Source organism: Pseudomonas asuensis (assembly GCF_014646755.1).
Classification (GTDB): domain Bacteria; phylum Pseudomonadota; class Gammaproteobacteria; order Pseudomonadales; family Pseudomonadaceae; genus Chryseomonas; species Chryseomonas asuensis.
This window is the reverse complement of record NZ_BMNW01000013.1, coordinates 68,692-93,851: the sequence shown is the minus strand read 5'-3', so window position 1 is coordinate 93,851 and position 25,160 is coordinate 68,692. Positions and strand designations below refer to the sequence as shown.

At 53.1% G+C, this 25,160-nt stretch carries 22 protein-coding genes, 4 tRNA genes and 2 pseudogenes; 8 read left to right on the top strand and 20 right to left on the bottom strand.

The genetic code is table 11. The features are described 5' to 3' along the window. Positions 1–3 precede the first annotated feature (3 nt). The 19 genes and pseudogenes from nuoH to IEX86_RS21505 all read right to left on the bottom strand — a co-directional run bounded on the left by nuoH (position 4) and on the right by IEX86_RS21505 (position 21,199). Positions 4–996 carry an NADH-quinone oxidoreductase subunit NuoH gene (gene nuoH / locus IEX86_RS21590; protein ID WP_188868210.1) on the bottom strand — a complete coding sequence of 331 codons (993 nt, stop codon included), beginning with the start codon at positions 994–996 and terminating at the stop codon, positions 4–6. After that, positions 993–3,710, bottom strand: coding sequence for an NADH-quinone oxidoreductase subunit NuoG (gene nuoG, locus IEX86_RS21585; RefSeq protein WP_188868209.1), 2,718 nt, complete (start codon positions 3,708–3,710; stop codon positions 993–995). The genes nuoH and nuoG overlap by 4 nt, the downstream gene beginning before the upstream one ends. Before the next feature lie 151 nt (positions 3,711–3,861). After that, on the bottom strand, positions 3,862–5,211 hold the full coding sequence (nuoF, locus tag IEX86_RS21580; RefSeq protein WP_188868208.1) for an NADH-quinone oxidoreductase subunit NuoF: 1,350 nt from the start codon (positions 5,209–5,211) through the stop codon (positions 3,862–3,864). Beyond that, positions 5,208–5,708: an NADH-quinone oxidoreductase subunit NuoE gene (gene nuoE / locus IEX86_RS21575; RefSeq protein ID WP_188868223.1), complete on the bottom strand. Its 501-nt coding sequence runs from the start codon at positions 5,706–5,708 to the stop codon at positions 5,208–5,210. Before nuoE ends, nuoF begins: the two co-directional genes overlap by 4 nt. Next, on the bottom strand, positions 5,705–7,486 hold the full coding sequence (gene nuoC, locus IEX86_RS21570; RefSeq protein ID WP_188868207.1) for an NADH-quinone oxidoreductase subunit C/D: 1,782 nt from the start codon (positions 7,484–7,486) through the stop codon (positions 5,705–5,707). Before nuoC ends, nuoE begins: the two co-directional genes overlap by 4 nt. 43 nt (positions 7,487–7,529) lie before the next feature. Then, on the bottom strand, positions 7,530–8,204 hold the full coding sequence (locus IEX86_RS21565; RefSeq protein ID WP_188868206.1) for a NuoB/complex I 20 kDa subunit family protein: 675 nt from the start codon (positions 8,202–8,204) through the stop codon (positions 7,530–7,532). A 10-nt stretch (positions 8,205–8,214) separates the two neighbouring features. Beyond that, a complete protein-coding gene (locus tag IEX86_RS21560; RefSeq protein WP_188868205.1) occupies positions 8,215–8,628 on the bottom strand; it encodes an NADH-quinone oxidoreductase subunit A in 414 nt (137 codons plus the stop codon). 479 nt (positions 8,629–9,107) lie between these two features. Beyond that, positions 9,108–9,899, bottom strand: coding sequence for a secretin N-terminal domain-containing protein (locus tag IEX86_RS21555; RefSeq protein ID WP_188868204.1), 792 nt, complete (start codon positions 9,897–9,899; stop codon positions 9,108–9,110). Continuing rightward, positions 9,896–10,336 (bottom strand): annotated as a pseudogene (locus tag IEX86_RS25940) (DUF7931 domain-containing protein); the annotation flags it as partial. The gene IEX86_RS21555 and the pseudogene IEX86_RS25940, both read right to left, overlap by 4 nt. Positions 10,337–10,408: 72 nt before the next feature. Beyond that, a pseudogene (locus IEX86_RS25150) lies at positions 10,409–10,828 on the bottom strand (GNAT family N-acetyltransferase); the annotation flags it as partial. Next, positions 10,821–11,990, bottom strand: coding sequence for a ribosomal protein uL16 3-hydroxylase (locus tag IEX86_RS21545; protein WP_188868202.1), 1,170 nt, complete (start codon positions 11,988–11,990; stop codon positions 10,821–10,823). The gene IEX86_RS21545 and the pseudogene IEX86_RS25150, both read right to left, overlap by 8 nt. A gap of 57 nt (positions 11,991–12,047) precedes the next feature. Next, positions 12,048–13,418 (bottom strand): adenylosuccinate lyase, encoded by a 1,371-nt coding sequence (gene purB / locus IEX86_RS21540; protein ID WP_188868201.1) that lies wholly within the window; start codon positions 13,416–13,418, stop codon positions 12,048–12,050. 89 nt (positions 13,419–13,507) lie between these two features. Next, a complete protein-coding gene (hflD, locus tag IEX86_RS21535; protein WP_188868200.1) occupies positions 13,508–14,128 on the bottom strand; it encodes a high frequency lysogenization protein HflD in 621 nt (206 codons plus the stop codon). Continuing rightward, positions 14,125–15,243 (bottom strand): tRNA 2-thiouridine(34) synthase MnmA, encoded by a 1,119-nt coding sequence (gene mnmA, locus IEX86_RS21530; protein WP_188868199.1) that lies wholly within the window; start codon positions 15,241–15,243, stop codon positions 14,125–14,127. Before mnmA ends, hflD begins: the two co-directional genes overlap by 4 nt. A gap of 57 nt (positions 15,244–15,300) precedes the next feature. Then, positions 15,301–15,741 (bottom strand): NUDIX hydrolase, encoded by a 441-nt coding sequence (locus tag IEX86_RS21525; RefSeq protein WP_188868198.1) that lies wholly within the window; start codon positions 15,739–15,741, stop codon positions 15,301–15,303. A 106-nt stretch (positions 15,742–15,847) separates the two neighbouring features. Beyond that, positions 15,848–18,076, bottom strand: coding sequence for an NADP-dependent isocitrate dehydrogenase (locus IEX86_RS21520; RefSeq protein ID WP_188868197.1), 2,229 nt, complete (start codon positions 18,074–18,076; stop codon positions 15,848–15,850). Positions 18,077–18,574: 498 nt separating this feature from the next. Beyond that, entirely contained in the window at positions 18,575–19,450 is an 876-nt protein-coding gene (gene htpX / locus IEX86_RS21515) for a protease HtpX (protein ID WP_188868196.1), read from the bottom strand. Positions 19,451–19,543: 93 nt separating this feature from the next. Then, positions 19,544–19,984, bottom strand: coding sequence for a hypothetical protein (locus IEX86_RS21510; protein ID WP_188868195.1), 441 nt, complete (start codon positions 19,982–19,984; stop codon positions 19,544–19,546). A gap of 3 nt (positions 19,985–19,987) precedes the next feature. Beyond that, positions 19,988–21,199: a pyridoxal phosphate-dependent aminotransferase gene (locus IEX86_RS21505; protein WP_188868194.1), complete on the bottom strand. Its 1,212-nt coding sequence runs from the start codon at positions 21,197–21,199 to the stop codon at positions 19,988–19,990. Between the two features lie 199 nt (positions 21,200–21,398). On the opposite strand from IEX86_RS21505, the gene msrB reads away from it, so the two are divergent. The 4 genes from msrB to msrC all read left to right on the top strand — a co-directional run bounded on the left by msrB (position 21,399) and on the right by msrC (position 23,747). Next, positions 21,399–21,797 (top strand): peptide-methionine (R)-S-oxide reductase MsrB, encoded by a 399-nt coding sequence (gene msrB, locus IEX86_RS21500; RefSeq protein ID WP_188868193.1) that lies wholly within the window; start codon positions 21,399–21,401, stop codon positions 21,795–21,797. Next, entirely contained in the window at positions 21,790–22,302 is a 513-nt protein-coding gene (locus IEX86_RS21495; RefSeq protein ID WP_188868192.1) for a glutathione peroxidase, read from the top strand. Before msrB ends, IEX86_RS21495 begins: the two co-directional genes overlap by 8 nt. A gap of 73 nt (positions 22,303–22,375) precedes the next feature. After that, on the top strand, positions 22,376–23,272 hold the full coding sequence (locus tag IEX86_RS21490) for an ATP-binding protein (RefSeq protein ID WP_188868191.1): 897 nt from the start codon (positions 22,376–22,378) through the stop codon (positions 23,270–23,272). Further along, positions 23,265–23,747, top strand: coding sequence for a free L-methionine (R)-S-oxide reductase MsrC (msrC, locus tag IEX86_RS21485; RefSeq protein WP_188868190.1), 483 nt, complete (start codon positions 23,265–23,267; stop codon positions 23,745–23,747). The genes IEX86_RS21490 and msrC overlap by 8 nt, the downstream gene beginning before the upstream one ends. A 39-nt stretch (positions 23,748–23,786) precedes the next feature. Here msrC and IEX86_RS21480 read toward each other — a convergent pair whose 3' ends face one another. Further along, positions 23,787–24,545, bottom strand: coding sequence for a hypothetical protein (locus IEX86_RS21480; RefSeq protein ID WP_188868189.1), 759 nt, complete (start codon positions 24,543–24,545; stop codon positions 23,787–23,789). Positions 24,546–24,753: 208 nt separating this feature from the next. Between IEX86_RS21480 and IEX86_RS21475 the strand changes: the two genes are divergently transcribed. From IEX86_RS21475 to IEX86_RS21460, 4 genes are all read left to right on the top strand, one after another. After that, positions 24,754–24,829: transfer RNA gene (locus IEX86_RS21475), tRNA-Glu, on the top strand. Positions 24,830–24,832: 3 nt separating this feature from the next. Then, a tRNA-Gly gene (locus IEX86_RS21470) sits at positions 24,833–24,908 on the top strand. Positions 24,909–24,976: 68 nt separating this feature from the next. Next, positions 24,977–25,052, top strand: a tRNA-Glu gene (locus IEX86_RS21465). A gap of 3 nt (positions 25,053–25,055) precedes the next feature. After that, positions 25,056–25,131 (top strand) — tRNA-Gly (locus IEX86_RS21460). The last annotated feature ends 29 nt before the right edge of the window (positions 25,132–25,160 follow it).

The following is a 25,160-nucleotide window of genomic DNA, read 5'->3' as shown; positions in this document are numbered from 1 at the left end:
TCACTAAACCGCGACGGGCGTGGCGTTGTAAAGCACCACGGCTCCGGTGACGAGCAGATTGATCAGGGTCAACGGCAGGCATACCTTCCAGCTGAACGCCATTACCTGGTCATAGCGCGGACGTGGGATAGAGGCACGTAGCAGAATGAACAGCATGATGAAGAACGCAGTCTTCAAGGCGAACCAGATAAAGGGTGGTAACAGCGGACCATGCCAGCCACCAAAGAACAGCGTGACGAGCAGAGCAGACACCAGCACGATGCCAATGTATTCACCTACGAAGAACATGCCCCACTTCATGCCGGCATATTCCACGTGGTAACCATCTGCCAGTTCCTGTTCTGCTTCAGGCTGATCGAAGGGGTGGCGGTGAGTAACCGCTACACCTGCAATAAAAAATGTACAAAAGCCGAAGAATTGCGGAATGATGAACCACAAACCCTGATGCTGTGCTTCAACGATGTCACGCATGTTGAAGGAGCCGGTTACAGCTACGACGCCCATGAGCGAAAGGCCCATGAATACTTCGTAGGACACTGTTTGTGCCGAAGCGCGCATGCTGCCAAGCAGGGCAAACTTGTTATTGCTCGACCAGCCGGCGAACAGCACGGCATACACGGCAAGACCAGCCATCGCAAAGAAGAATAGAAGGCCGATATTCAGGTCTGCTACGCCCCAGGTTGGCGTGATCGGTACTACAGCAAAGGCGATCAAGAGGGCACTCATCGCAATGACGGGTGCCAGCATGAACGTCACCTTGTCCGCAAATGGTGGTGTCCAGTCCTCCTTGAAGAACATCTTGATCATATCGGCGCCCAACTGGAATGCACCGAAAGGACCTACACGGTTTGGGCCGTGACGGTCCTGCCAGAGGCCGAGCAGACGACGCTCGACCCAACTGAGCAGCGCGCCGCAAATCACTACGGCAAGCAGGATCACGATGGCCTTCACGACGGCCAGGATAATGGCGATGACGGAAGGGGTTAACCAACTCATTGCGCAGCCTCCTGAACGCGATCGATGGTAAGACCCGCCAGGCGGGTAGGGATGCCTTCAAACCCTACTGGCAAACCGATCAGGCCGGCAGCCAGGCCAGGCTTGACCACCAGCGGTAGACTCAGCGCCTGACCAGCAACCGTAACGCTGACCTTGGTGCCAGGATTAACGCCCAGACGGTCTGCATCCGCTTTTGCAAGCGCAACGTAAACCTCGGGGATACGCTCCTGGAAGGTCTCCGAGCGAGCCGAGGTCTCTTCGCTGCCGAACAAATGATGGATCGGTACGGCTTTCCATTGGTTCGTCTGAGCCGTGTAGGCTGCCGGAATGGTATTGAACCAGCTTAGGCGGTCGCCAGAAGACTCGATCAGACGAATACCAGGATCGCCCGCACGCAAATGACCGCCTACCTCGTCCTGGAACTTGTTCCAGGCTTGCGGTGAGTTCCAGCCCGGAGACCATGCAAACGCGATCTGCTGACGTGGCTCGGCGCTGCCGTAATAACCTTCCATGGAGAAGGCAAAGGCAGAGTCGATATCCTGAGGCGTACGGGGTTCATGCACGCTGATATTGGCGCGCATGGCGGTACGGCCACTATAGCGGTGTGGTTCACGGGAAAGCTTCTGTCCCTTGATTCGGAAGGACGCGCTGGGCGCCGCATCGCGAATGCCAGCCAGGCTTGGATGGCTTGCCGCACAGGCTTCGGTAACCTGATCCAGCTGTGTCCAGTCCACAGCCTTGCCCTGCAAGGTGCTGTGCAGCGCATGTAGCCAGCGCCAACCTTCACGAATCAAGCTGCTTGGATCGTAGTAAGTAGGCTCGTAAACCTGGAAGAAGCGCTGAGCGCGACCTTCTTGGCTAACCAGTGTGCCGTCGCCTTCAGCAAAGCTGGCTGCCGGTAAGATCAGGTCTGCACGTTCAGCCGTGGCGGTACGTTGATGATCCAGAACGATCAATGCCTTGACGGCCTTAAGTGCTTCCTCAACACGAGCAGCGTCGGTGCGGCGGAATAGATCGTTTTCCAGCACGACCAAAGCATCTGCCTTTCCAGAAGCAAGAGCATCAAAGGCATCGTCAACGGATTCACCGCCGAAGATAGCCAGTCCCATGCTGTTGGCTTCAGGAACGACAAGGCTCAAGGAGCCAGCCTTTTCCTTCAATGCCAAGGCTTTGGCGATGTTGGCTGCGGCCTCGATCAGCGCTCTCGAACCCAGCGACGTGCCGGAGATAATAAGTGGGCGCTTAGCATTAAGCAGCGTATCGGCTACCAATTTGACCTGCTGAGCTACTTCTTCGCTCAAGCCTTCTACGGCAGGGGCGGATGCATCAAGCGCGTTTGCTAGTGCAAAACCGAAGCGGGCCAGATCCTCTGGTGCGCCATGGATGGTTTGTGCAGCGATATCATCCAGACGTGTTTCAGCCAGGCTAGCCAGGAACACAGGGTTCTTGCTGGATTGACCAATGGTTTGAACAGCAGCCTTATGCCATTCAGGGATACGAGCTGCCGCTGCAATATCCGTTGCCTTGCCCTTGGCGGCCTGACGAACCGCTAGTGCAACACGTGCTGCTGTTTGGGTTAGGTCTTCACCTAGTACCAACACCGCATCATGGTTCTCGATATCGCGGATGGTCGGTACCGGAAGCGGGCTGTTACGTAGGGCATCTAGAACAAGGCGGACATTTTCCAGCTCATGCTTGGCCATGCCGCTGTAGTAGTTATCCGCGCCTACCAGTTCACGCAAGGCATAGTTGCTTTCCAGGCTAGCGCGAGGAGAGCCGATACCAATGACTTTACGTCCGCGCAGGAGCTCGGCGGCTTTATCCAGTGCAGCATCTACACCGGCGTTAAGCGAGCCATTTCGCAACAGGGCCTGACGTGGGCGGTCCTTACGGTTTACATAGCCGTAACCAAAACGGCCACGATCGCAGAGGAAGTAATGGTTAACTGACCCGTTATAGCGGTTCTCGATGCGGCGAAGCTCGCCATAGCGTTCGCCGGGGCTGATGTTACAGCCGGACGAGCAGCCATGGCAGATGCTCGGTGCAAATTGCATGTCCCACTTGCGGTTATAGCGCTCTGAGTGGGTCTTATCGGTGAAGACACCTGTCGGGCAGACTTCTGTCAGGTTTCCGGAAAACTCGCTTTCTAGCGTTCCTTCCTCGACACGGCCAAAGTACACGTTGTCGTGAGCGCCATAAACGCCCAGATCAGTACCGCCTGCATAATCCTTGTAATAGCGCACGCAACGGTAGCAGGCGATGCAACGGTTCATTTCATGAGAAATGAACGGGCCCAGGTCCTGATTCTGGTGGGTGCGCTTGGTGAAGCGATAACGGCGCTTGTTATGGCCTGTCATCACGGTCATGTCTTGCAAGTGGCAGTGACCGCCTTCCTCACAAACCGGGCAGTCGTGCGGATGGTTAGTCATTAGCCATTCAATGACACTACTGCGGAAGTCTTTGGCTTCCTGGTCATCGATGGAAATATAAGTTTTGTCCGTCGAAGGCGTCATGCAGGACATGACGAGACGACCACGGGTGTCGTTCTCATCAGCAAACTGCTTGACCGCACACTGTCGGCAGGCACCGACGCTACCGAGCGCCGGGTGCCAGCAGAAATAGGGAATATCGAGACCGAGGGACAGGCAAGCCTCCAGGAGGTTGTCCGCACCGTCGACTTCGTACTCTTTGCCGTCTACGTGGATAGTGGCCATGGTTCTTCAGTCTTCGTTTGCCGGGGGACCTGGACAGGCTTTAGCCTCTCCATAGCCTTACCGCGGCGTGGCTATTGGAATCACGGTGTCGCCGTCTTTACGCATGCGTTCAGGCGGCGACAGTGGCCAGCTCAGCGAGCCGGCACACAAATCAAATGACTGTTTCTACAACGGAAGGCTGGGGCTCGCTGGGAGCCTTCTTCACGCCCGCCTCAAATTCGCTGCGGAAATACTTGATTGCGCTGGCCAGTGGCTCGACCGCACCAGGGGCGTGGGCACAGAACGTCTTGCCCGGGCCAAGGAAGGTACACAGTTGCAGCAGCGTCTCGATATCGCCGCTCTGACCGTCGCCTTTTTCCAGTGCGCGCAGGAGCTTGACGCTCCATGGCAGACCGTCACGGCAGGGCGTACACCAGCCGCAGGACTCACGAGCAAAGAACTCTTCCAGGTTGCGCAGGAGCGAAACCATGTTGACGGTATTGTCCACTGCCATGGCAAGGCCTGTACCCATACGGGTACCGACTTTGGCGATGCCGCCTGCAAACATGGGGGCCGAAAGATGCTCTGGCAGCAAAAAGCCTGTGCCTGCGCCGCCTGGCTGCCAGGCCTTCAAGGTATAACCCTCACGCATACCGCCGGCGTAGTCTTCGAATAGTTCTTGAGCAGGTATGCCAAATGGCAATTCCCATACCCCAGGATTCTTAACCTTGCCTGAGAAGCCCATGAGCTTGGTGCCCATGTCTTCACTGCCTTCGCGCGCCAATGATTTGTACCAATCGACGCCATTGGCTACGATGGCTGGCACGTTGCACAAGGTTTCGACATTATTCACGCACGTCGGCTTACCCCAGACGCCAACGGCGGCAGGGAAAGGCGGCTTCGAGCGTGGATTGGCGCGGCGGCCTTCCAGTGAATTGATCAGTGCAGTTTCTTCACCGCAAATGTAGCGGCCCGCACCGGTATGCACGAACAGCTCAAAGTCAAAACCGCTACCAAATATATTTTTGCCAAGGTAGCCAGCGGCTTTGGCTTCATCGATTGCGCGATTCAGATTACGGGCGGCATCTACGTATTCGCCGCGAAGAAAGATATAGCCGCGATAGGCTTTCAGCGCACGGGCGCTGATGATCATGCCTTCTACCAGGAGGTGTGGCAGCTGCTCCATGAGCAGACGGTCCTTCCAGGTATTAGGCTCCATTTCGTCAGCATTGCAGAGCAGGTAACGAATGTTCAGGCTCTCATCGGCAGGCATCAGGCCCCATTTGACACCGGTAGGGAAGCCAGCGCCGCCACGACCTTTAAGGCCAGAATCCTTGACGGTTTGAACAATATCCGGTGCAGCCATTTCCGCCAGTGCCTTGCGTGCAGCGGCATAGCCATCCTTGGAGGTGTATTCCTCAAGCCAGACTGGGGCCGCATCATCACGCAACCGCCAGGTAAGAGGATGGGTTTCGGGTGTGCGAGCGATTTTATTCGCGGGACCCACGGAGGTAAGCGTCATACATAACCCTCCAGCAGTTTGGCGACACCAGACGGTTGGATATTGCCGTAAGTGTCTTCATCGATCATCAGGGCAGGAGCTTTATCACAGTTACCGAGGCAGCAGGTTGGTAACAGGGTGAAGCGACCATCAGCTGTCGTCTGACCCAGACCGATGCCGAGTTGCTCCTGGATCTGCCCCAATACCGATTCATGGCCGCCGATATAGCAGACCATGCTGTCGCAGACACGAATGATGTGGCGGCCAACGGGTTGACGGAAAATCTGACTATAGAAAGTAGCAACACCTTCCACGTCGCTTGCAGGAATCCCAAGAATTTCACCGATGGCATAAATGGCGCCATCCGGGACCCAGCCACGTTCTTTTTGAACGATCTTCAGTGCTTCGATAGAGGCCGCACGCGCGTCCTCGTAGTGATGTATTTCATGTTCGATGGCGGAGCGTTCGGTTTCACTCAGCTCGAAACGGTCGGTTTGAATTAGTGTACTCATGATCAGCGGTCCACATCGGCCATGACGAAATCGATACTGCCCAGGTAGGCGATCAGGTCCGCCACCATGCTGCCGCGAATCACCGAGGGGATCTGCTGCAAGTGCGGGAAGCTGGGCGTACGAATGCGAGTTCGGTAGCTCATCGTGCTGCCATCGCTCGTCAGGTAATAACTGTTCAACCCCTTGGTCGCCTCGATTATCTGCATGGACTCATTAGCCGGCATGACCGGACCCCAGGAAACCTGCAGGAAGTGAGTGATCAGGGTTTCGATGTGTTGCAACGTGCGCTCTTTTGGCGGAGGCGTCGTCAGCGGATGATCCGCCTTGAACGGGCCTTCAGGCATGTTCTTCAGGCACTGGTCGATGATGCGAAGGCTCTGACGCATTTCTTCGATACGGACCAGGCAGCGATCATACGCATCTCCGTTGTGAGCGATGGGCACTTCGAATTCGAAGTTCTGATAGCCAGAGTAAGGTCGCGCCTTGCGCATGTCGAAATCCAACCCAGTGGCTCGCAGGTTTGGACCGGTAACGCCCCAGCGCAATGCCTCTTCGGTATTGTAGTGGGCTACACCAATCGTACGGCCTTTCAGGATGCTGTTTCGAATCGCCGCCTTTTCATATTCATCAAGGCGCTTGGGCAGCCAATCAATAAACTCTTTGACCAGCTTGTCCCATCCACGAGGCAGATCATGGGCAACGCCACCAATACGGAACCACGCCGGGTGCATACGGAAGCCGGTAATCGCTTCTACTACCTTGTAAGCGCGCTGACGATCCGTAAAGGCGAAGAACACTGGCGTCATGGCACCTACGTCCTGGATATAGGTACCCAGGAACAGCAAATGGCTCATGATGCGGAAATATTCGCACATCATGATACGAATGACTTCAACCCGTGCAGGTACAGTAATTCCAGCAAGCTTCTCGACAGCCAGCACATACGGCAGGTTGTTCATGACACCGCCCAGGTAATCAACCCGGTCGGTATAAGGAATGTAGCTGTGCCAGGATTGACGTTCGCCAGTTTTCTCGGCTGCACGGTGGTGATAGCCGATCTCGGGTACGCAGTCGACGATTTCTTCACCATCGAGCTGGAGGATGATCCGGAAGGCACCGTGGGCAGAGGGGTGGTTCGGGCCCAGGTTCAGGAACATGAAGTCAGACGTCTCGTTCTGCTGCTTCATGCCCCATTCTTCAGGCTTGAATCGCAGGGTTTCCTGCTCTAGATCCTGCTTGGCCGCGTTCAGGGCATAGGGGTCAAATTCCGTTGCACGCGCAGGATAATCCTTGCGCAGCGGGTGACCTTGCCAGGTATCAGGCATCAGCATCCGCTTGAGAAGAGGATGGCCGTCAAACCGAATACCAAACATGTCCCAGACTTCACGCTCGTACCAGTTGGCATTGGGCCAGATGTCCGTCACGGTAGGTAATGTCAGGTCGTTCATCGACAGGGCGACCTTGATCATCACATCGCTATTACGCTCGATGGACATCAACTGATAGAACACAGTGAAGTCGGCAGGTGGCAGGCCGCGACGCTGAGTGCGCAGCCGCTCATCCATACCATGCAAGTCGTACAGCATCACGTAGGGACGCGGCAGATTGCGCAGGTAAGTTAGTACTTCTTTAAGCTTTTCACGGGGCACCCACACTACGGGCATGCCAGTACGAGTGGTTTGAACAGTCAACGCATCGGCGCTGAAACGTGCCTTGAGTTCACCCACCACGCCTTCATCTTGGGCAGCGTGCAGGGGTGCGGACAGAACAGTGTCTGCAGTCATGATTATCCGTCGCTATCGGTCAACGTCGCGTGTGAGCCGAGGCTCACACTTCGTCGGGGCTGCGCAGGTTGGTTACCTGAATACGCTGTTCGCGCCGCTGCTCTCTTTGGGCTGGCATCTCGGCACGATAAATGCCCTGCTCGCCGACTACCCATGAAAGCGGGCGACGCTCTTCAGCAATCGAGTCCTGCAAGAGCATCAAGCCCTGGAGGAAAGCCTCGGGACGAGGAGGGCAGCCCGGTATGTAAACGTCTACAGGCAAGAACTTGTCTACGCCCTGAACCACCGAATAAACGTCGTACATGCCACCGGAATTTGCACAGGCACCCATAGAGATGACCCACTTTGGCTCAAGCATCTGCTCATACAGACGTTGAATGACTGGGGCCATTTTGATGAAGCACGTACCTGCCACAACCATGAAGTCTGCTTGGCGCGGTGAGGCTCGAATAACTTCGGCACCAAAACGAGCAACATCGTGCGGTGCTGTAAAGGCTGTGGTCATTTCCACGTAGCAGCACGAAAGGCCGAAGTTGTAAGGCCAAAGGGAATTTTTGCGCCCCCAGTTGACGGTGTTATGCAGGACGTCATCGAGCTTGCCCATAAAAATATTTCTATGAACCTGCCCTTCGGTCGGATCGGACACAGTTTCCCGTGTTCCGGCCGGATAGCGTTCTACGACCGCATCGGGATCGATCCTGGTAAGTTTGTATTGCATCGCCAAAGCCTCATTGTTTTAGCTTCGCCTGTCGCTTACGACGACCTTCAGGAGCCCAATCGAGTGCCCCGATTCGCCATAGGTAAACAAGACCCGCCAACAGAATTGCTATGAAAACTGTAGCTTCGATGAATCCAGCCCATCCTGTTTCACGGACGGAGACGGACCATGCGAAGAGAAAGAGCGCTTCGACGTCAAAGATCACGAATAGCATCGCGACCAGATAGAATTTAGCGGAGAGGCGCAGCCGCGCTCCACCGGTAGGAACGATACCCGATTCAAAGGGATCGTTTTTACTACGGCCAACAGCACGGCTGCCTAGCAGGCTAGAAACGCCGAGCATGAATCCTATAAGACCGACTACACCCAAAAGGAAGATCGCAAAGCTCCAATTGTGAGCTAGAAGACCGGTCGTATCAGGCATGCTCATGGTCCTTATCGTTTTTGCTAGTGAAAATCCTGCCTCATCCTGCGACATGACGTCGCAAGCGGCGGTGGAATTCTATGCCTGAATAACGCGTGTGTAAAATTTTTGACGAAAAAAGATTTGTTTAAATGATTTCCGTCAATCATGTTCAAGAGAAGTTGAGTAAATCCTTGTTTATTAAGATTAATTCTCAACTAGAGGCTGTTATTCAGGTGCTTCAATAATTGACTAATTTGGTTGGTTTTATTGTTATAGATTAGTGCTGTTATTAGCGTAGCAGGCTCACACTCAATTGCTAGAAGTAGAGTGTTTTATAATTAACCAAATGCAGGTTAAATGTTTTATATAAGAAAAAGCCGGATGATGTCTTATTGATATCATCCGGCTTTAAAGAGCAATAACGATGACGTTATAAGACCAGGAGGCTAAATAAGCGCACCTCGATCATTGAGGTCTTATGTGAAGATAGTATTCAGTCAGTCGAGAAGATCTACCTTGACTCTCAGCTGGGTATCCTGGCTGCCTCTAGTCGAATATTCATAAAGTATTCCATCTTCGGATCTGGCGGCATTTTGTGAAAAGCCACTTAGCGTAATCCATTCACCCAGGCGACCACTAACGCGTGTGCTGGTAGATTGGGTATTGATGGTATTAGGCTGATTCCTGTCCAGGCTGTTATTGCCCCCATCTATCGTAAGATGGACAAGATTACCGGTAAGACTGGCTGTAACGTAAAAGCCCCGGTTGAGATCTCTGTATTCGGTGCGGGTATAAGGGCGGCCGTAGGGGTCGATTTCGGTTGTGGAAATCGGCACGCTTTGACCGATTTTAACCAGAGCCGGTGATCCCTCAGTAGCTTGTACCTGCTGTGTGCCGTCCTGCTGGGTCCCTGTGCTGTTGCTAATGATCCTGACCTGAGTGTCAGGGTGGCTGCCAAGTCTTCCGTTAACCGAATAACCTTGCTCGTCCCCTTCATCCGCATCGCGTGTATCGACCGTAATCAGGAGGCGGTGCGGCTGTGTATCCAGTTGAGAGAGTAGGCTCTTTATTTCAGTAATCTTGTTGGATTCGGCATTGACGATGAGTTGATTGCCATAGGCGCTTACCTTGCCCTCAGACCCGAGTGTGGACTGCACAACAGGCAAAAGCTCATCAGCAGTTCTGTAGCTGAGTGGAATCACTTCAGTACGAGGGGCTGCCTGTAACGCAGAAGCAAAGATCAAGGAAAGCAGTAACAATAAGGCCGGGTACGCGCGATAGAGCTTCATAACAGCATACTTCTCACGTTGGGGTCTGATTGGCTGGTTTGCCAGGTGCTATCGAATCTGTTTTGCTGCAGGCGAACGGTAGCCCTGGCGTTGTAATACGCTATGCCAGCGTATAGCTGTGGGTTGTTGCGAATAAGAAGGCCTTGATCATCTACCAGTACATAAGCCGTGTCGTCTGCCGGGTAGTCTGGAGAGCGCTTGCGGATTAAAAAATTGCTGGTTAGCCGCCGTGCCAGATTAATAAGCCGGTGACTTTGGCGTACGGCTTGGCCTGAATCCTTGATCAAAACACGTAACCGATTACGTGGATGTGCAAGCAAAAAGCGTGTAATGGCGTGCTCTACATCGGTGCGGTTGTAGAGAGGTGGCTCGAAATCTGGTGTGTAGATGCAGATGGTGCGCCGTGCCTGTGAAAGCAATTCGACAATGTGTTGAGCGGCAGCATCACTACTGTCGAAGCGCACTTCGTGCCTATTATTGGTTTGTACGGACTCGGTGAGGTCCAGCGTGGAGTGTCTTGTCATGTCAACATGGGCAATGCCGGCCTCCAGGTATTCATCACTGGCAACACTAAATCCCAAGCGCTCATAAAACGGAATCGCCTGAATTTGCGCGCTTAATACCTGGCTGTGTAACCCACGTCGCTCTGCCTCGTATATAACCGCTTGCATGATGGCCGAACCGACTTTGAGGCCACGCCAATCCCGCAAAACGGCAACGCGCCCTATACGGCCGTCGTCCAGTAGCCGAGCAGTGCCTACTGGATAAAGGCCTTCCATGGCCAGAAAGTGAATGGCATGCTCATCTTCCAAATCCCACTCCATCTCTGGCGGTACAGCTTGTTCCTGGACAAATACGGTTTCCCGTATCTGTCTCAAGGCCTTGTTATCATGCTTCCAGTCGGCCACGCGGATAGAGATATCACTCATCGGCAAATACCAGGCTGCCTTGTTCAATGAGTTCACGTACCAGTTCTTGACCGGCTTCGTCATCTAGCCATTTGCCCAGGTTCTCCTGGTGCAATGCATCGGCTGAGCATATCAGTGTAAGCAATGGCTGCAGGTAGCCGGGAAGTAGCCGGCTTTGACCGCTCGCGAAAATCATTACATCTTCACCCATCTTGGACCATGCCAATCGTGCGCTGGGGTTGCGTACAAGACATGCGCCATCGTCCAGCGCTTGTGCCAGGTCGCTCTCTTCAAGAGACTCACCCGTAACCAGCTCAGGATAACGAGGCTCGGTCATAAACTGGCCAAACCAAGCCATTAACATGCGGTCATCGTTGATATGCTCTTGTATAAGCAGCTTCAGGCGATCTACGGCGTCCTGCGTGATTTGACCAGGATCTGCCTGTACAGGCTCGCTGCCTGCGTCACTGTAGCGTTCTTCTTCTGGAATGAACTGAGTCAGGAAATCGGTGAAGTGGGTGAGTACTTCGGAGGTGCTGGGCGCGCGGAAGCCGATGGAGTAAGTCATGCACTCATCTTCGGCAATGCCATCATGTGCAAATTGCGGTGGCAAATAAAGCATATCGCCTGGCTCCAGTACCCATTCATCGGTCTGTTCAAACTCCGCCAGGATCTTGATATCGGGGTTGTTCTGCAGGGGGCTTTCACTGGTGCAGCGTTGACCCACCTTCCAACGGCGTCGGCCATGGCCCTGGAGAAGAAAAACGTCATAGTTGTCATAATGGGGACCTACGCCACCACCGGGTGTTGCGTAACTGATCATGACGTCATCAATACGCCAGCTCGGCAGAAACCTGAATGACTCCATCAACTCAGCTACTTCTGGTACGAACTGATCGACTGCTTGAACGAGTAGTGTCCACTCACGCTCGGGCAGCGTGGCAAAGTCTTCCTCCTTGAAAGGGCCTCTGCGCAACTGCCATGAGCCTTGCTCGTCAGATGCGATGATACGAGACTCAACTTCCTCTTCAAGAGCAAGCCCTGCCAACTCGTCGGGAGATAAGGGTGTCTCGAAATCCGGTATGGCTTGTCGGATCAGCAGCGGTTTTTGCTGCCAATAGTCGCGCAGGAATTCTCGAGCCGTCAGGCCGCCCAATAATTGTAAAGGAGTGTCTGCGTTCATATTTGTCTCTGAAATAAAAAAGCCCGGCGCAGCCGGGCATAAAAAATAGGCTCGGCTTTAAATGCGCTTGGCTTGTTCGATGGCATTGCCAATATAGTTGGCAGGTGTCAGCGCTTTGAGTTCTGTCTTGGCTTGTGCGGGAATATCCAGCCCTTCGATAAAAGTTTGCAGCGCTTCGGCGCTAATCCCTTTACCGCGGGTCAGTTCCTTGAGCTTTTCATACGGATTGGCTACTCCGTAACGACGCATAACGGTCTGCACCGGCTCGGCCAGGACTTCCCAGCAATTGTTCAAGTCTTCAGCAATACGCTGTGCATTCAGCTCCAGTTTGCTGATCCCCTTGAGTGTAGCTTCATAGGCAATAATGCTGTGGGCAAAGCCGACACCCAGGTTGCGAAGTACAGTCGAGTCGGTCAGGTCACGCTGCCAGCGAGAAATAGGTAGCTTGGTAGCAAGGTGCTGCAGAAGCGCATTGGCAATGCCCAGATTCCCTTCGGAGTTTTCGAAGTCGATCGGATTGACCTTGTGTGGCATGGTCGAGGAGCCAATTTCCCCTGCTACCGTTTTTTGCTTGAAGTAACCTAGCGAGATATAGCCCCAGATGTCTCGGTCGAAATCGATCAGAATGGTATTGAAGCGAGCGATGGCGTCGAATAGCTCTGCAATATAATCATGCGGTTCGATTTGCGTAGTGTAGGGATTCCAGGTCAGGCCCAGGTCCTCCTCAACGAACGCTTGAGCATTTGCTTCCCAATCGATTTGCGAGTAGGCAGACAGGTGGGCATTGTAGTTGCCCACTGCGCCGTTGATCTTGCCAAGCAACTCAATTGTAGAGACCTGCTTGATCTGGCGCTCCAAGCGGTAAACCACATTGGCCAGCTCTTTGCCCAACGTGGTAGGAGAGGCTGGCTGTCCGTGAGTCCGTGACAGCATGGGGACATCGGCAAAACGATGGGCTAGGTCTCGGATGGCACTTGAGATATTGCGCATCAAGGGCAGTAGAACGGTATCACGGCCTTCGCGCAGCATCAGGGCATGGGAAAGATTATTGATATCTTCCGATGTGCAGGCGAAGTGGATGAACTCGCTGACAGCCTCAAGCTCAGGCAGCGTAGCAGCCTGTTCTTTCAAGAGGTACTCAATGGCCTTGACGTCGTGATTGGTCGTACGCTCAATTTCCTTTACCCGCTCAGCCTGCTCCAGGTTAAAACTGGTCACCAGCTTTTCCAGAATCTCATTGGCTTCTTTGGAGAAGGGCGCTACTTCAGGGATGGCATCATGCGAGGCCAGGCGCTGGAGCCAGCGAACTTCAACCATCGCGCGGAAACGGATCAAACCGTATTCGCTGAAAATCGGGCGCAGGGCTTGGGTCTTGCTGGCATAGCGGCCGTCGATAGGCGAAACCGCGGTAAGCGAGGAAAGCTGCATGGGCATTCTCGACAGTCAATGAGAGGAAAAAGGCGCAATAGCATACACCAAAGCGCCATGGTTAGCTGATTGCCGGGCAGGAAGGTTAATCAGCTGTTTAATAGAGGATAAAGTTCATCAAGCATCTTGCGCCGGCTAAAGACCATCTGCCACCGGTGCCCGCCTAGTTGGCGCCAGAGGCGGGCAGAGCGAATTCCTGCCAGCAGGAGTGCCCTGACCTTGGCGGCATTGGCTGGTATCTGTAGGTAACGCAGCTCTCCATGTACCTGGATGCGTTGGCGAAACGTGCTTAGCGTGTCTTCGTAAATGCTGCCAAAGCTGGCAATTACATTCTCGTGCGTCAGACCAAAATGCTGAACCTGCTGCTGCGCCTGGTCAAGGCGCTTGCCTATCAGGCTCAACATGTCTTCGCGTCGGTCCAGGCGTCGCTCTAGGGCAATCATTGATAGTGCGTACTTGAGCGGTTCACGTTGCAGGCTTGAGGGATTGCGTTCCAGAGCACTGGACAGTGCCCTCATGCCATCACGTAAGTCGATGCTATCTCCACCATATACTTCGAGCGTGGTTTGCGGATTTGTAACCAGCAGGCTACCTAGCATGCAGGCAAGTGGCGCCTCGCTGACCTGTCCAGTCTTGGCCAGGCGGTCGACCAGGAAGGCTGCTTCGAAAACAGCGCCTAATGCTACCAGTTGCTCGTGTATCGACGTCATGCTGCCGGACTCTCCCTATATGCAGGCTCAGCGTCTTCGATGACGCCACCACCTAAACAAATCTCGCCATCATAGAAAACGACGGATTGGCCAGGCGTGACGGCGCGTTGTGGCACTTCAAACACGGCACGATAACCAGTGGCTGTTCTCTCGAGGCGGCAAGCCTGATCCTGTTGGCGATAACGCACCTTGGCCTTCAGATTAAGAGGGGCTGTCAAGTCGACCGGGTTGACCCAGTAAATCGTATTGACAGTCAATGCCTGTGCGTACAACCAAGGATGCTCATTGCCTTGGCCAACCACTAAAACGTTACGCTTCAGGTCTTTGGCCAAGACATACCATGGATCGTCCCCTGAGTCCTTCATGCCACCAATGCCCAGCCCTTGTCGCTGGCCGATGGTGTGATACATCAAGCCGTGATGCTTGCCGATTATCTTGCCTTCAGTGGTTTCGATATTGCCCGGCTGAGCAGGCAGGTATTGCTTGAGAAAATCAGCAAAACGACGCTCGCCGATAAAGCAAATGCCTGTCGAATCCTTTTTTCGCGCTGTAGCTAGGTCGTATTTTTCAGCGATTGCTCGAACTTCAGGCTTCTCCAGTTCCCCGACGGGGAAAAGTGTCCGCGCCAGTTGTTCGCCACCTACTGCGTGAAGGAAATAGCTCTGGTCCTTGTTGGGGTCCAGACCTTTGAGTAACTGGGTCTGATCATTTTCGTCTCGACGGCGAACATAATGACCTGTTGCGATAAGGTCGCCTCCCAGCATCAGGGCGTAATCAAGAAACGCCTTGAACTTGATCTCCCGGTTGCACAGGATATCCGGATTAGGTGTCCGTCCTGCCTTGTACTCCTCCAGGAAATGCTCGAAAACGTTATCCCAGTATTCGGCTGCGAAGTTGGCAGTGTGCAGCTTGATACCAATGCGGTCGCATACGGCTTGGGCATCCGCCAAATCCTCTTTGGCGGTGCAGTATTCCGTACCGTCATCCTCTTCCCAGTTTTTCATGAAGAGGCCTTCGACCTGGTATCCCTGCTCTTTCAGGAGCAGCGCTGAAACAGAGGAGTCCACTCCACCTGACATGCCGACGATGACGCGTGTTGAAGAGGGCGTATGCATATGCAGAAGTATTCAGGAAAAAGCACAGTTTAACAGGGTAGAGGAGGGCACGGCGACCTAGAGACGGATCACTTCCAGAGGGAAGCTGCCGGTGCTCAAGTAATCATCAATGCAACGCAGGACCAATTCACTGCGCCACTGGGCCTTGTTTGCGACAAGCTCCTCCCGAGTCATCCATTTTGGGCCAATGATACCCTCATCCAGCGGATGATCCGGCAAATGACGAAGCGGGCGTGCTGAAAAGCAGACGCGCTGATAGGTAACACCATTGCTGGGGGCGGTGTACAGATAAATGCCTGTAATGCCAGTGAGCTCAACTTCCCAACCGGTTTCTTCGAGCGTTTCTCTAAGTGCGGCATCTAGAAGGCTTTCCCTGGCCTCAAGGTGTCCAGCGGGCTGGTTAAAGCGTGGCTGTCCGTCGATCAGCTCCTCAGTAAAAAGAAAGCGTCCCTGATCTTCGATGACCGTTGCAACAGTGATGTGAGGTTCCCATTTCATAAGAAGGCCTATGCTCAATTGTACTGCAACGCGCAGCGTAAACGAAAAGTCTGAAAGCAAAACCCCGGCCTTGGGCCGGGGTTTTCTGAGGCGCTAACGTGTCATATCAGGACAAGGCGGCCAGCGTTTCGTTAAGCGTCGCGCTTGGACGCATTGCTTTGCTGGCAAGCTCTGCGTTTGGATGGTAGTAGCCACCGATATCTACAGGCTTGCCTTGTACTTCGTTCAACTCAGCCACAATTTTGGCTTCGTTATCACTCAGCTGCTTGGCCAGTTTAGAGAACTTTGCCTGAAGCTCGCTATCCTCGGTTTGCTCAGCCAGGGCCTGAGCCCAATAAAGAGCAAGATAGAAGTGGCTGCCGCGGTTATCTAGCTCACCTACTTTGCGCGAGGGCGACTTGTTGCTGTCAAGGAACTTGCCGTTTGCCTGATCCAGTGTTTTGGCGAACAAGCGGGCCTTAGCGTTATTGGTGACGTTGCCGAAGTGATCCAGCGATTCAGACAGAGCCAGGAACTCGCCTAACGAATCCCAACGCAGGTGGTTTTCCTGCACAAACTGCTGTACGTGCTTGGGTGCGGAGCCGCCAGCGCCTGTCTCGAATAAGCCACCGCCATTCATGAGCGGAACGATGGATAGCATCTTGGCGCTAGTGCCCAATTCCATGATCGGGAACAAGTCTGTCAGATAATCACGCAACACGTTACCCGTGACGGAGATTGTGTCCTTGCCTACGCGGATGCGTTCAAGGGACAGGCGAGTGGCTTCAACCGGGGACAGGATCTGAATATCCAGGCCGTCAGTGTCATGATCCTTCAGGTAGGTTTGTACCTTCTTGATCAGCTGGGCATCATGCGCACGAGCAGGATCCAGCCAGAAGACTGCTGGAGTATCGCTGGCACGGGCACGGTTCACGGCCAGTTTTACCCAGTCACGGATCGGTGCGTCTTTGGTCTGGCACATGCGCCAGATATCGCCAGCTTCAACGTAATGCTCAAGGAGAACTTTGCCGTCAGTGTCGGTGACGCGAACTACACCGTCAGCTGGAATCTTGAACGTCTTATCGTGAGAGCCGTATTCCTCAGCTTTCTGAGCCATGAGGCCTACGTTAGGTACGCTGCCCATGGTCGCTGGGTCGAAAGCACCGTTTTGCTTGCAGTCTTCGATAACGGCTTGATAAACACCCGCGTAGCAGCGGTCAGGAATCATGGCCAAGGTATCGTATAGCTTGCCGTCAGCGCCCCACATCTTACCCGACTCACGGATCATGGCTGGCATCGAGGCATCGACAATCACGTCACTCGGAACGTGCAGGTTGGTGATGCCCTTATCGGAGTTCACCATAGCTAACTGAGGACGCTGTTCGTAAACGGCTTTAATGTCCGCTTCGATTTCAGCCTGCTTGTCTTCAGGCAGCGTCTTAATCTTGGCGTACAGATCGCCAAGGCCGTTGTTCAGATCAACACCGAGCTGGTTCAGCGTATCGGCATGCTTATTGAGCGCATCGGCATAGAACACCGAAACCACGTGACCAAACATGATTGGGTCAGAGACCTTCATCATGGTTGCTTTGAGGTGCAGAGACAGGAGGACGTTACTGTTTTTTGCATCGGCAATAGCGGCTTCGATAAAGCTAGCCAGTGCCTTTTTGCTCATGACGGAGGCGTCGATCAGTTCGCCTGCTGTGACAGCTGTTTTTTCCTTAAGTACCTGGGTGCTGCCATCTTTGGTGGTCAGCTCGATCTTCACGGCACCGGATGCTTCGATCAGTGCGGATTTTTCGCTACCGTAGAAATCACCCTCACTCATGTGGGCGACTCTGGTCTTGGAGTCTGCACTCCAGGCACCCATTTTATGAGGGTGCTTTTTGGCGTAATTCTTGACAGAGAGTGGAGCGCGGCGGTCAGAGTTACCCTCACGCAGAACCGGGTTTACGGCGCTACCCTTGATCTTGTCGTAGCGGGATTTGACATCTTTTTCTGTGTCGTCCTTCGGCTCATCTGGATAATTCGGCAGCTTGTAGCCTTGCTCCTGAAGTTCCTTGATTGCTGCTTTTAGCTGAGGAACTGAGGCGCTGATGTTAGGCAGCTTGACGATATTGGCTTCGGGAGTAGTAGCCAGTTGGCCGAGCTCAGCCAAGTGGTCGGAAATCTTTTGGTCTTCGCTTAAATATTCAGGAAAAGTTGCGATGATGCGGCCGGCTAGAGAGATGTCGCGGGTTTCAACGGCAATGCCTGATGATTCGGTAAACGCTTTGACGATGGGAAGCAGGGAGTAGGTTGCAAGGGCAGGTGCTTCGTCTGTAAGCGTATAAATGATCTTCGACGTTGTAGACATTTGTTACGTTAACCTCTCTGTATCATAGCGATTGCGCCTATTTGGAAGGGCACCGAACCAGCTAGTTCACCGACAAGGCACCGGTAGACGCAGATGAAAACGCGAGATTTGAGAACAATTCCGGGCACTTGAGCAGGCCAGAAAGGTTTGCCGTTAACGACGCGCCGGGTTTCAAGCCTGCAGACACTGAGGCAGGTCCGACCGGACCCGTCCCGGATTGATCCCGGGCTTCTAAGGCCCAAAAATCGCCACGGAGTATACCAGCTAGACAGTCCTTTCGCATTGCCGGGTTTGTTTGAATAACAACACAGATCCTTGCGGCGAAAGTCATGCTGTTTATTGGTCTATCTTCTGAGCAATTGCCGTATCAAGTAGCGTAGTTCCTTCTTGAAACTAAGGCTAAATTCATTAGCTTTAATAAATTGGTTTTTAAACGAATAAAGTCTTTTAACTCCTGTGCAATAAAAAACCCCGACTAGTCGGGGCTTTTTATTTGATTTAGCGCTGTTGGCGCTGCAGTGCCTCTATGCGCTCCTCCAAGGGAGGGTGGCTCATGAAAAGGCCGGCAAAACCGTGGCTCTTACCGCTCTTAATCCCAAAGGCAGTCAGGGTGTCTGGCATCTGACCCTGGATGTTCTGCTCAGCACGCAAACGCTGTAACGCAGAGATCATCGCATTTGTACCCGCCAGGCGTGCACCTGCTTCGTCAGCACGGAACTCACGGAACCGTGAGAACCACATAACAATGATGGTTGCCAAAATACCCAACACGAGCTCAGCCACGATGCTGGTGATGTAGTAAGCAGGTCCGTGTCCTTCTTCAGTCTTGAATACGGCCTTGTCAATGAAGTTGCCAAATATGCGGGCAAAGAACATGACAAAGGTATTCACGACGCCTTGAATCAGACTTAGCGTCACCATGTCACCGTTGGCTACGTGACCAATCTCATGTGCCAGAACAGCGCGCACCTCTTCAGGTGAGAATCGCTCTAACAAGCCTTGGCTAACCGCAACCAGCGCATCATTCTTGTTCCAGCCGGTTGCAAAGGCATTCGCCTCATAGGCAGGAAAGATACCAACCTCAGGCATCCGAATACCTGCCTCGCGGGATAGATCTTCAACCGTTTGCAGTAGCCATTGCTCATGACGGGTCCGGGGTTGACTGATGATCTCGGTCCCGGTGCTCATTTTGGCCATCCACTTGGATATGAATAGCGAAAATAGCGAGCCGGCAAAACCAAAGACGGCACAGAAAACCAGAAGACTTCCATAGTTCTGGCCTGTAAAACGATCTACTCCCAGCACTTTAAGCGTAATGCTGGCGATCAGCAGTACGGCCAAGTTGGTGCCAAGGAACAGCAGAATTCGCATCATGGTGTAAAGCTTCTCCTAACAACCGGAAGACTATTTCCTAGCGGCGTATATAAGGTTCGGTTGTTAGGGTTTCAATCAAGCGACTATTTCAAACTATGTCGTTTTGTTGGCAGTCCTAAGTAAAAGCCGGGTCAATAGCACTACGCGTTCGCTGTCGCTTTCTGCCAGAGCGTCCCGTAAATGCTGGGCTAGGGTAGAGCGTTGACGCCTTACACTAGGCGGCAGGGCTTCCGCCTCCTTCAGTAAATGGGCATGACTGGCTGAAAGACGTAGAAACGCTTTTTCGGTCAGTATGGCTTGGTCAAGCGCGTCATAACCCAGGTTGGTGGTGTAGCGCAGATAGTCTTCCTCTGCGAGCCAAAGCAGTGCACTGAAGCAGCTTTGATGTCTAACGCTGGGCAGCCCGAACTGGTCAGGCTCTTCGCGTCCAATCAGATCTTCAACATACAGCGTGGCCTTGCGTGGAAAGCTTTGATAAAGCGCTAGCAGGCCTTTCGCGGCATCCTTGTAGAAGTCTTCAATATGGAGGTCCATGCGTTACTGCCGATAGTGTTTGAGGAAGTTGCCAATCCGACCAATAGCTTGCTCAAGATCATCCACGCGAGGCAAGGTAACGACTCGGAAATGGTCAGGCCAGGGCCAGTTGAAGGCAGTGCCTTGAACGATGAGCAGCTTCTCCGAAAGCAGGAGATCCAGGACGAACTTTTCGTCGTTATGGATCGGGCACACCTTTGGATCAATTTTGGGGAAGGCATACAGCGCGCCCATTGGCTTCACGCAGCTCACGCCCGGAATGTTGTTCAGGAGCTCCCATGCACGGTTACGCTGTTCCAATAGGCGACCGTTTGGCAATACGAGGTCATTGATGCTCTGGTAACCACCTAGTGCCGTCTGGATAGCGTGCTGGCTGGGCACGTTTGCGCACAGGCGCATATTGGCAAGAATATCCAATCCCTCGATATAACTCTGAGCTTTATGCTTGGGACCGGAGATGGCAACCCAGCCCGAGCGAAAGCCCGCCACACGGTAGGATTTCGATAGGCCATTGAATGTCAGGCACAGCACATCAGGTGCGAGCGAAGCTGTCGAAATATGTACCGCTTCGTCGTACAGGATCTTGTCGTAGATTTCGTCTGAAAAGATGACAAGATTGTTCTTGCGAGCCAGTTCTACGATGTCCTCCAGAACCTCCTTGGAGTACACAGCGCCTGTAGGGTTGTTCGGATTGATCAGTACCAAGGCCTTGGTGTTAGAGGTGATTTTGCTGGCCATGTCTGATAGGTCTGGGAACCAGTCTGACTGCTCATCGCACAGATAGTGGACAGGTTTGCCACCCGCCAGGCTGACGGCGGCAGTCCAGAGGGGATAGTCCGGGGCTGGAATCAGCACCTCGTCACCATTGTTAAGCAAAGCCTGCATGGCCATGACAATCAGTTCGGATACACCGTTACCTAGGTAGATGTCTTCAATTCCGACACCCTCTACCTGTTTTTGCTGGTAATACTGCATAACCGCCTTGCGTGCGCTGAACAGACCCTTGGAGTCGCTATAGCCCTGGGCGGTAGGCAGGTTGCGGATCACATCCTGCAAAATCTCTTCAGGTGCTTCGAAACCGAACGGTGCGGGGTTGCCAATATTGAGCTTGAGGATGCGGTGGCCTTCCTCCTCCAGACGCTTGGCATGCTTTAACACTGGCCCACGAATGTCATAGCAGACGTTGGCTAGCTTGTTCGATTTGCTGACCTGCATGTGTAACGGATCCTGGTTGGTAGTAGCGAAGAGCGACCCGCATATAAGTGCAGGGTCGATGTCTGGTAGCGATGACAGGCGTGCCCATCGGCTTGGCAGCGCCCTCAACGAGTGACAGACTGAAGGCAAATCATACGACTGCCCCTGAGTTTTCAAAAGAGACAGATGGGGCCTTTTCCGTGGCGGAGGTGTTCATCCTATGGATAAAGTCATCAAATCCGAAGATGTTTGGCGTGACCAGCTGGATAATGACCAGTTTCGGGTGTGCAGGCTAAAGGCGACGGAAGCGCCGTATACAGGTAAGTACTGTGATACCAAGACGCCTGGGGTATACCAGTGTATCTGTTGTGGGCAAGCGCTTTTCGATTCGGAGACCAAATACAGCTCAGGCTGCGGCTGGCCGAGTTTTTACCAGCCGATCTCGAATGATGCCTTGCGAGAAGAGGAGGATTTCACTCACGGCATGCATCGCATAGAGGTGCTTTGCTCGTGTTGTGATGCGCATCTTGGCCATGTTTTCCCAGATGGTCCACAACCCACTGGGTTGCGCTACTGCATAAACTCCGTTGCGCTAGACCTTGTACCACGTGATGAGTAAGGCAGACGTCCAGTCAGGAAGCGAAAGCCTTCTTCAGGTTCCGTTTACGCTAATGGGTGGGAAAACATGCCGTCTGGCTGATTTTCCTGCTCAGGCGTATCTATTGGTGAATACGGCCAGTCGCTGCGGCTTTACGCCTCAATATGAAGGTCTTGAGACGCTATGGCAGAGGTACAAGGCTAAAGGGCTGGTGGTTTTGGCTTTTCCATGTGATCAGTTTGGTCATCAGGAGCCGGCAGGCAACGATGAAATCGAGCAGTTTTGTAAGGCTCGATTTAGCGTTTCCTTTAGCGTCTCTCAAAAAATTGAGGTGAATGGCGTTAATGCGCATCCTTTATTCGATGCATTAAAGCGAAGCGCACCGGGGGTGCTGGGTACTCGGCGTATAAAATGGAATTTCACAAAATTTCTGGTTAGTGGTGATGGCGCACAAGTCAAACGCTTCGCTCCGCTGGAAAAGCCTGCTTCGTTGCATGGGCAAATAGAGCAATTTCTTTCGCTCTGACCCATGTGCCAGATTGAATCTTGCGGTTTCTCCTTCACAAGGTAGTCCGCTGTTTTCTCGTAAGGATTGGTCCGTGGAATCTAGACTTGATACATTCTTGGCTCGTGCAGAGCTTGTGCTGGCTCGTTTAGAGCCTTTGTTGCCGGCAGTGCGTGAGCCCATTGATTGGTCTAGGACAGTTGCAGCACGCTGGCGTCGAGAGGGGCAGGGAGGGTACCTGCAACCTATCGAAGTCAACCTGGATCTGAGGTTGTCTGATTTACAGGGCGTGGACAGACAACAAGCCCTGCTTGGACAGAACACGCAACAGTTTGTAGACGGTATGCCTGCCAACCATGCTTTGCTATGGGGCGCTCGTGGCACAGGAAAGTCATCTTTGGTTAGGGCGTTGCTGGCTGAGCACGCACAGCGTGGGTTGCGACTGATTGAGATCGAGCGTGATCACCTAACGGATCTGCCTAGGGTGGTCGCACAAATCAGTAAGCAGCCACAGCGGTTTGTGTTGTTTTGCGATGATCTGTCATTCGATGCCAGCAATGATGACTATCGAGTATTAAAAAGTGTCCTGGACGGCTCTCTCGAGCAGGCGCCTGATAATGTTCTTCTTTATGCGACCTCGAATCGTCGCCATCTGGTATCCGAACGGCAAAGCGATAATGCCGACTGGGAGCGAAGTGCTGATGGTGAGCTTCATCCTAGCGAGGCGGTAGAGGATAAAATCGCGCTTTCAGATCGATTTGGATTATGGCTTTCTTTCTATCCTTTTACTCAGGATCAATTCCTCCAGGTAACCAGACACTGGGTATCGGTCCTTGCTGAGCGAGCGCAGCTTGTCTGGCAGTGGAATGAAGAGACTGAAAAGGAAGCTATTCGCTGGGCGCTTGGCCGAGGTAATCGGAACGGTCGTTGCGCCTATCAATTCGCCCGTCATTGGGTTGGCAAACAGCTTTTGGATGTAGCAAATGCGTGATTTAAGCGATGTAGGAAAGGACTTGGGTGGTTATGAGTTGCTTGCGGCTCAGTTGGAGGCACTTCTCTCTGGAGAAAGAGATTTCATTGCCAATGCCTCACAGTTTTCTGCCTTCATTTTTCATGAGTTGCCTGACCTGAACTGGGCTGGCTTCTATCTGTGCAAAGACGAAGAGCTTGTACTTGGCCCGTTTCAGGGGAAGGTCGCCTGCGTCCGTATTCCTTTTGGTCGTGGCGTATGCGGTGCGGCAGCACAAACACGTGAGACGCAGCGGGTTGAGGATGTACATGCCTTTGCTGGGCATATCGCATGTGACAGCGCGTCCAACAGCGAGCTGGTTATTCCGCTGGTAAAAAATGATCAGTTGATTGGGGTGCTTGACCTGGATAGCCCCAGTCTGGGCAGATTCAGCCCTGATGATCAGAGAGGTATAGAGCGATTGGCTGAGATATTCCTGGCCGCAAGTGATTGTTGATAACAAAGCGCAGCCTCAGAGGCTGCGCTTTTTTGGTTATCAGTCGTAGAGTGACTTCATAGGAGCGTCTTCCTTTTCCATCTCCTCTAGCCCCTGGAGTAGCTGTGTAGGTTCACGAACCGGCTGTCCTGCGCCAATCTCTCCCTTGATGATGCTGACCTGCTCATCAAGATACTGAAGGTGTTCATTGAACTTGTCCGAGTGAGGCTGCTTGCGGATATATTGAGCGGCTTTCTCGAATGCCTGCCTGGCAGGAGCCAATTGTCCTTGCTCAACAAACTGGCGCCCCAGGTGATCAAAGAACTCAAAGTGAAGCAGTGTCATTAGGGCTCTTATTTCTTCATCCCAATAACCGGCCTCTTTAGCTTCGATCAGTCCATTCTGGATGGCATAGGTAATTTGCGCATGCAAATTCTCTAGCTGAGCGCGCACCTGCTTTGCCTTGGCTTCATTCGCAATAACTTGAGCGCCGTTTGTGATCTCTATCTGATCACCCTTGGCCAGCTCAGCTTCTAAATGGTTCATGCGGGCAGCCAATGCAGGGTTTTTTTCCCTGGTAGGCATGCGCTGAAGAAGCGTCAGCTCAAGCTTTGAAAGCAAAAGCTTAAGGGCGGGGGTCATCCATTGCCCTGGTAACGTGTCAGATAACTGTTCGTAACGTCGGATACGGTTGACCAGCTCCGCCTTCAAACGTGTCTTCTCGAGCTGGTGCGCCTCAAGCTTCTGGTTGAGAAAGCTGATGAAAATCAACAGCACAGCTCCCACTACAACCAAAATGGCAATTATAGATACAGACATCAAGGCCTCCTGCTGGCCTGCGAGTCAATAAAACAAGTACTACTATATTGGCAGCGTCGCCATCTTCTTTAGCTGCAAAGTCATTGATTTAAAAAAATTTTAAATAGGTGTTGACGGTTTTCGAATGTCTCCCTAGAATGCGCGCCACTTCAGACGCAAAGCTAAACGCGAAGCGAAAGAGGTAGGAACTGTAAAGCTCCAAGGCTGCGTCCCCTTCGTCTAGTGGCCTAGGACACCGCCCTTTCACGGCGGTAACAGGGGTTCGAGTCCCCTAGGGGACGCCATATGCGGGAATAGCTCAGTTGGTAGAGCACGACCTTGCCAAGGTCGGGGTCGCGAGTTCGAGTCTCGTTTCCCGCTCCAAGTTTTAAGGCACGGCTAAAGCGGTGCTTGTGTTGATAGAAATGTGCTTTTGCATGTTTCAAGGGTTTGTCCCCTTCGTCTAGTGGCCTAGGACACCGCCCTTTCACGGCGGTAACAGGGGTTCGAGTCCCCTAGGGGACGCCATATGCGGGAATAGCTCAGTTGGTAGAGCACGACCTTGCCAAGGTCGGGGTCGCGAGTTCGAGTCTCGTTTCCCGCTCCAAATTAAAAAACACCGCCTTTTGGCGGTGT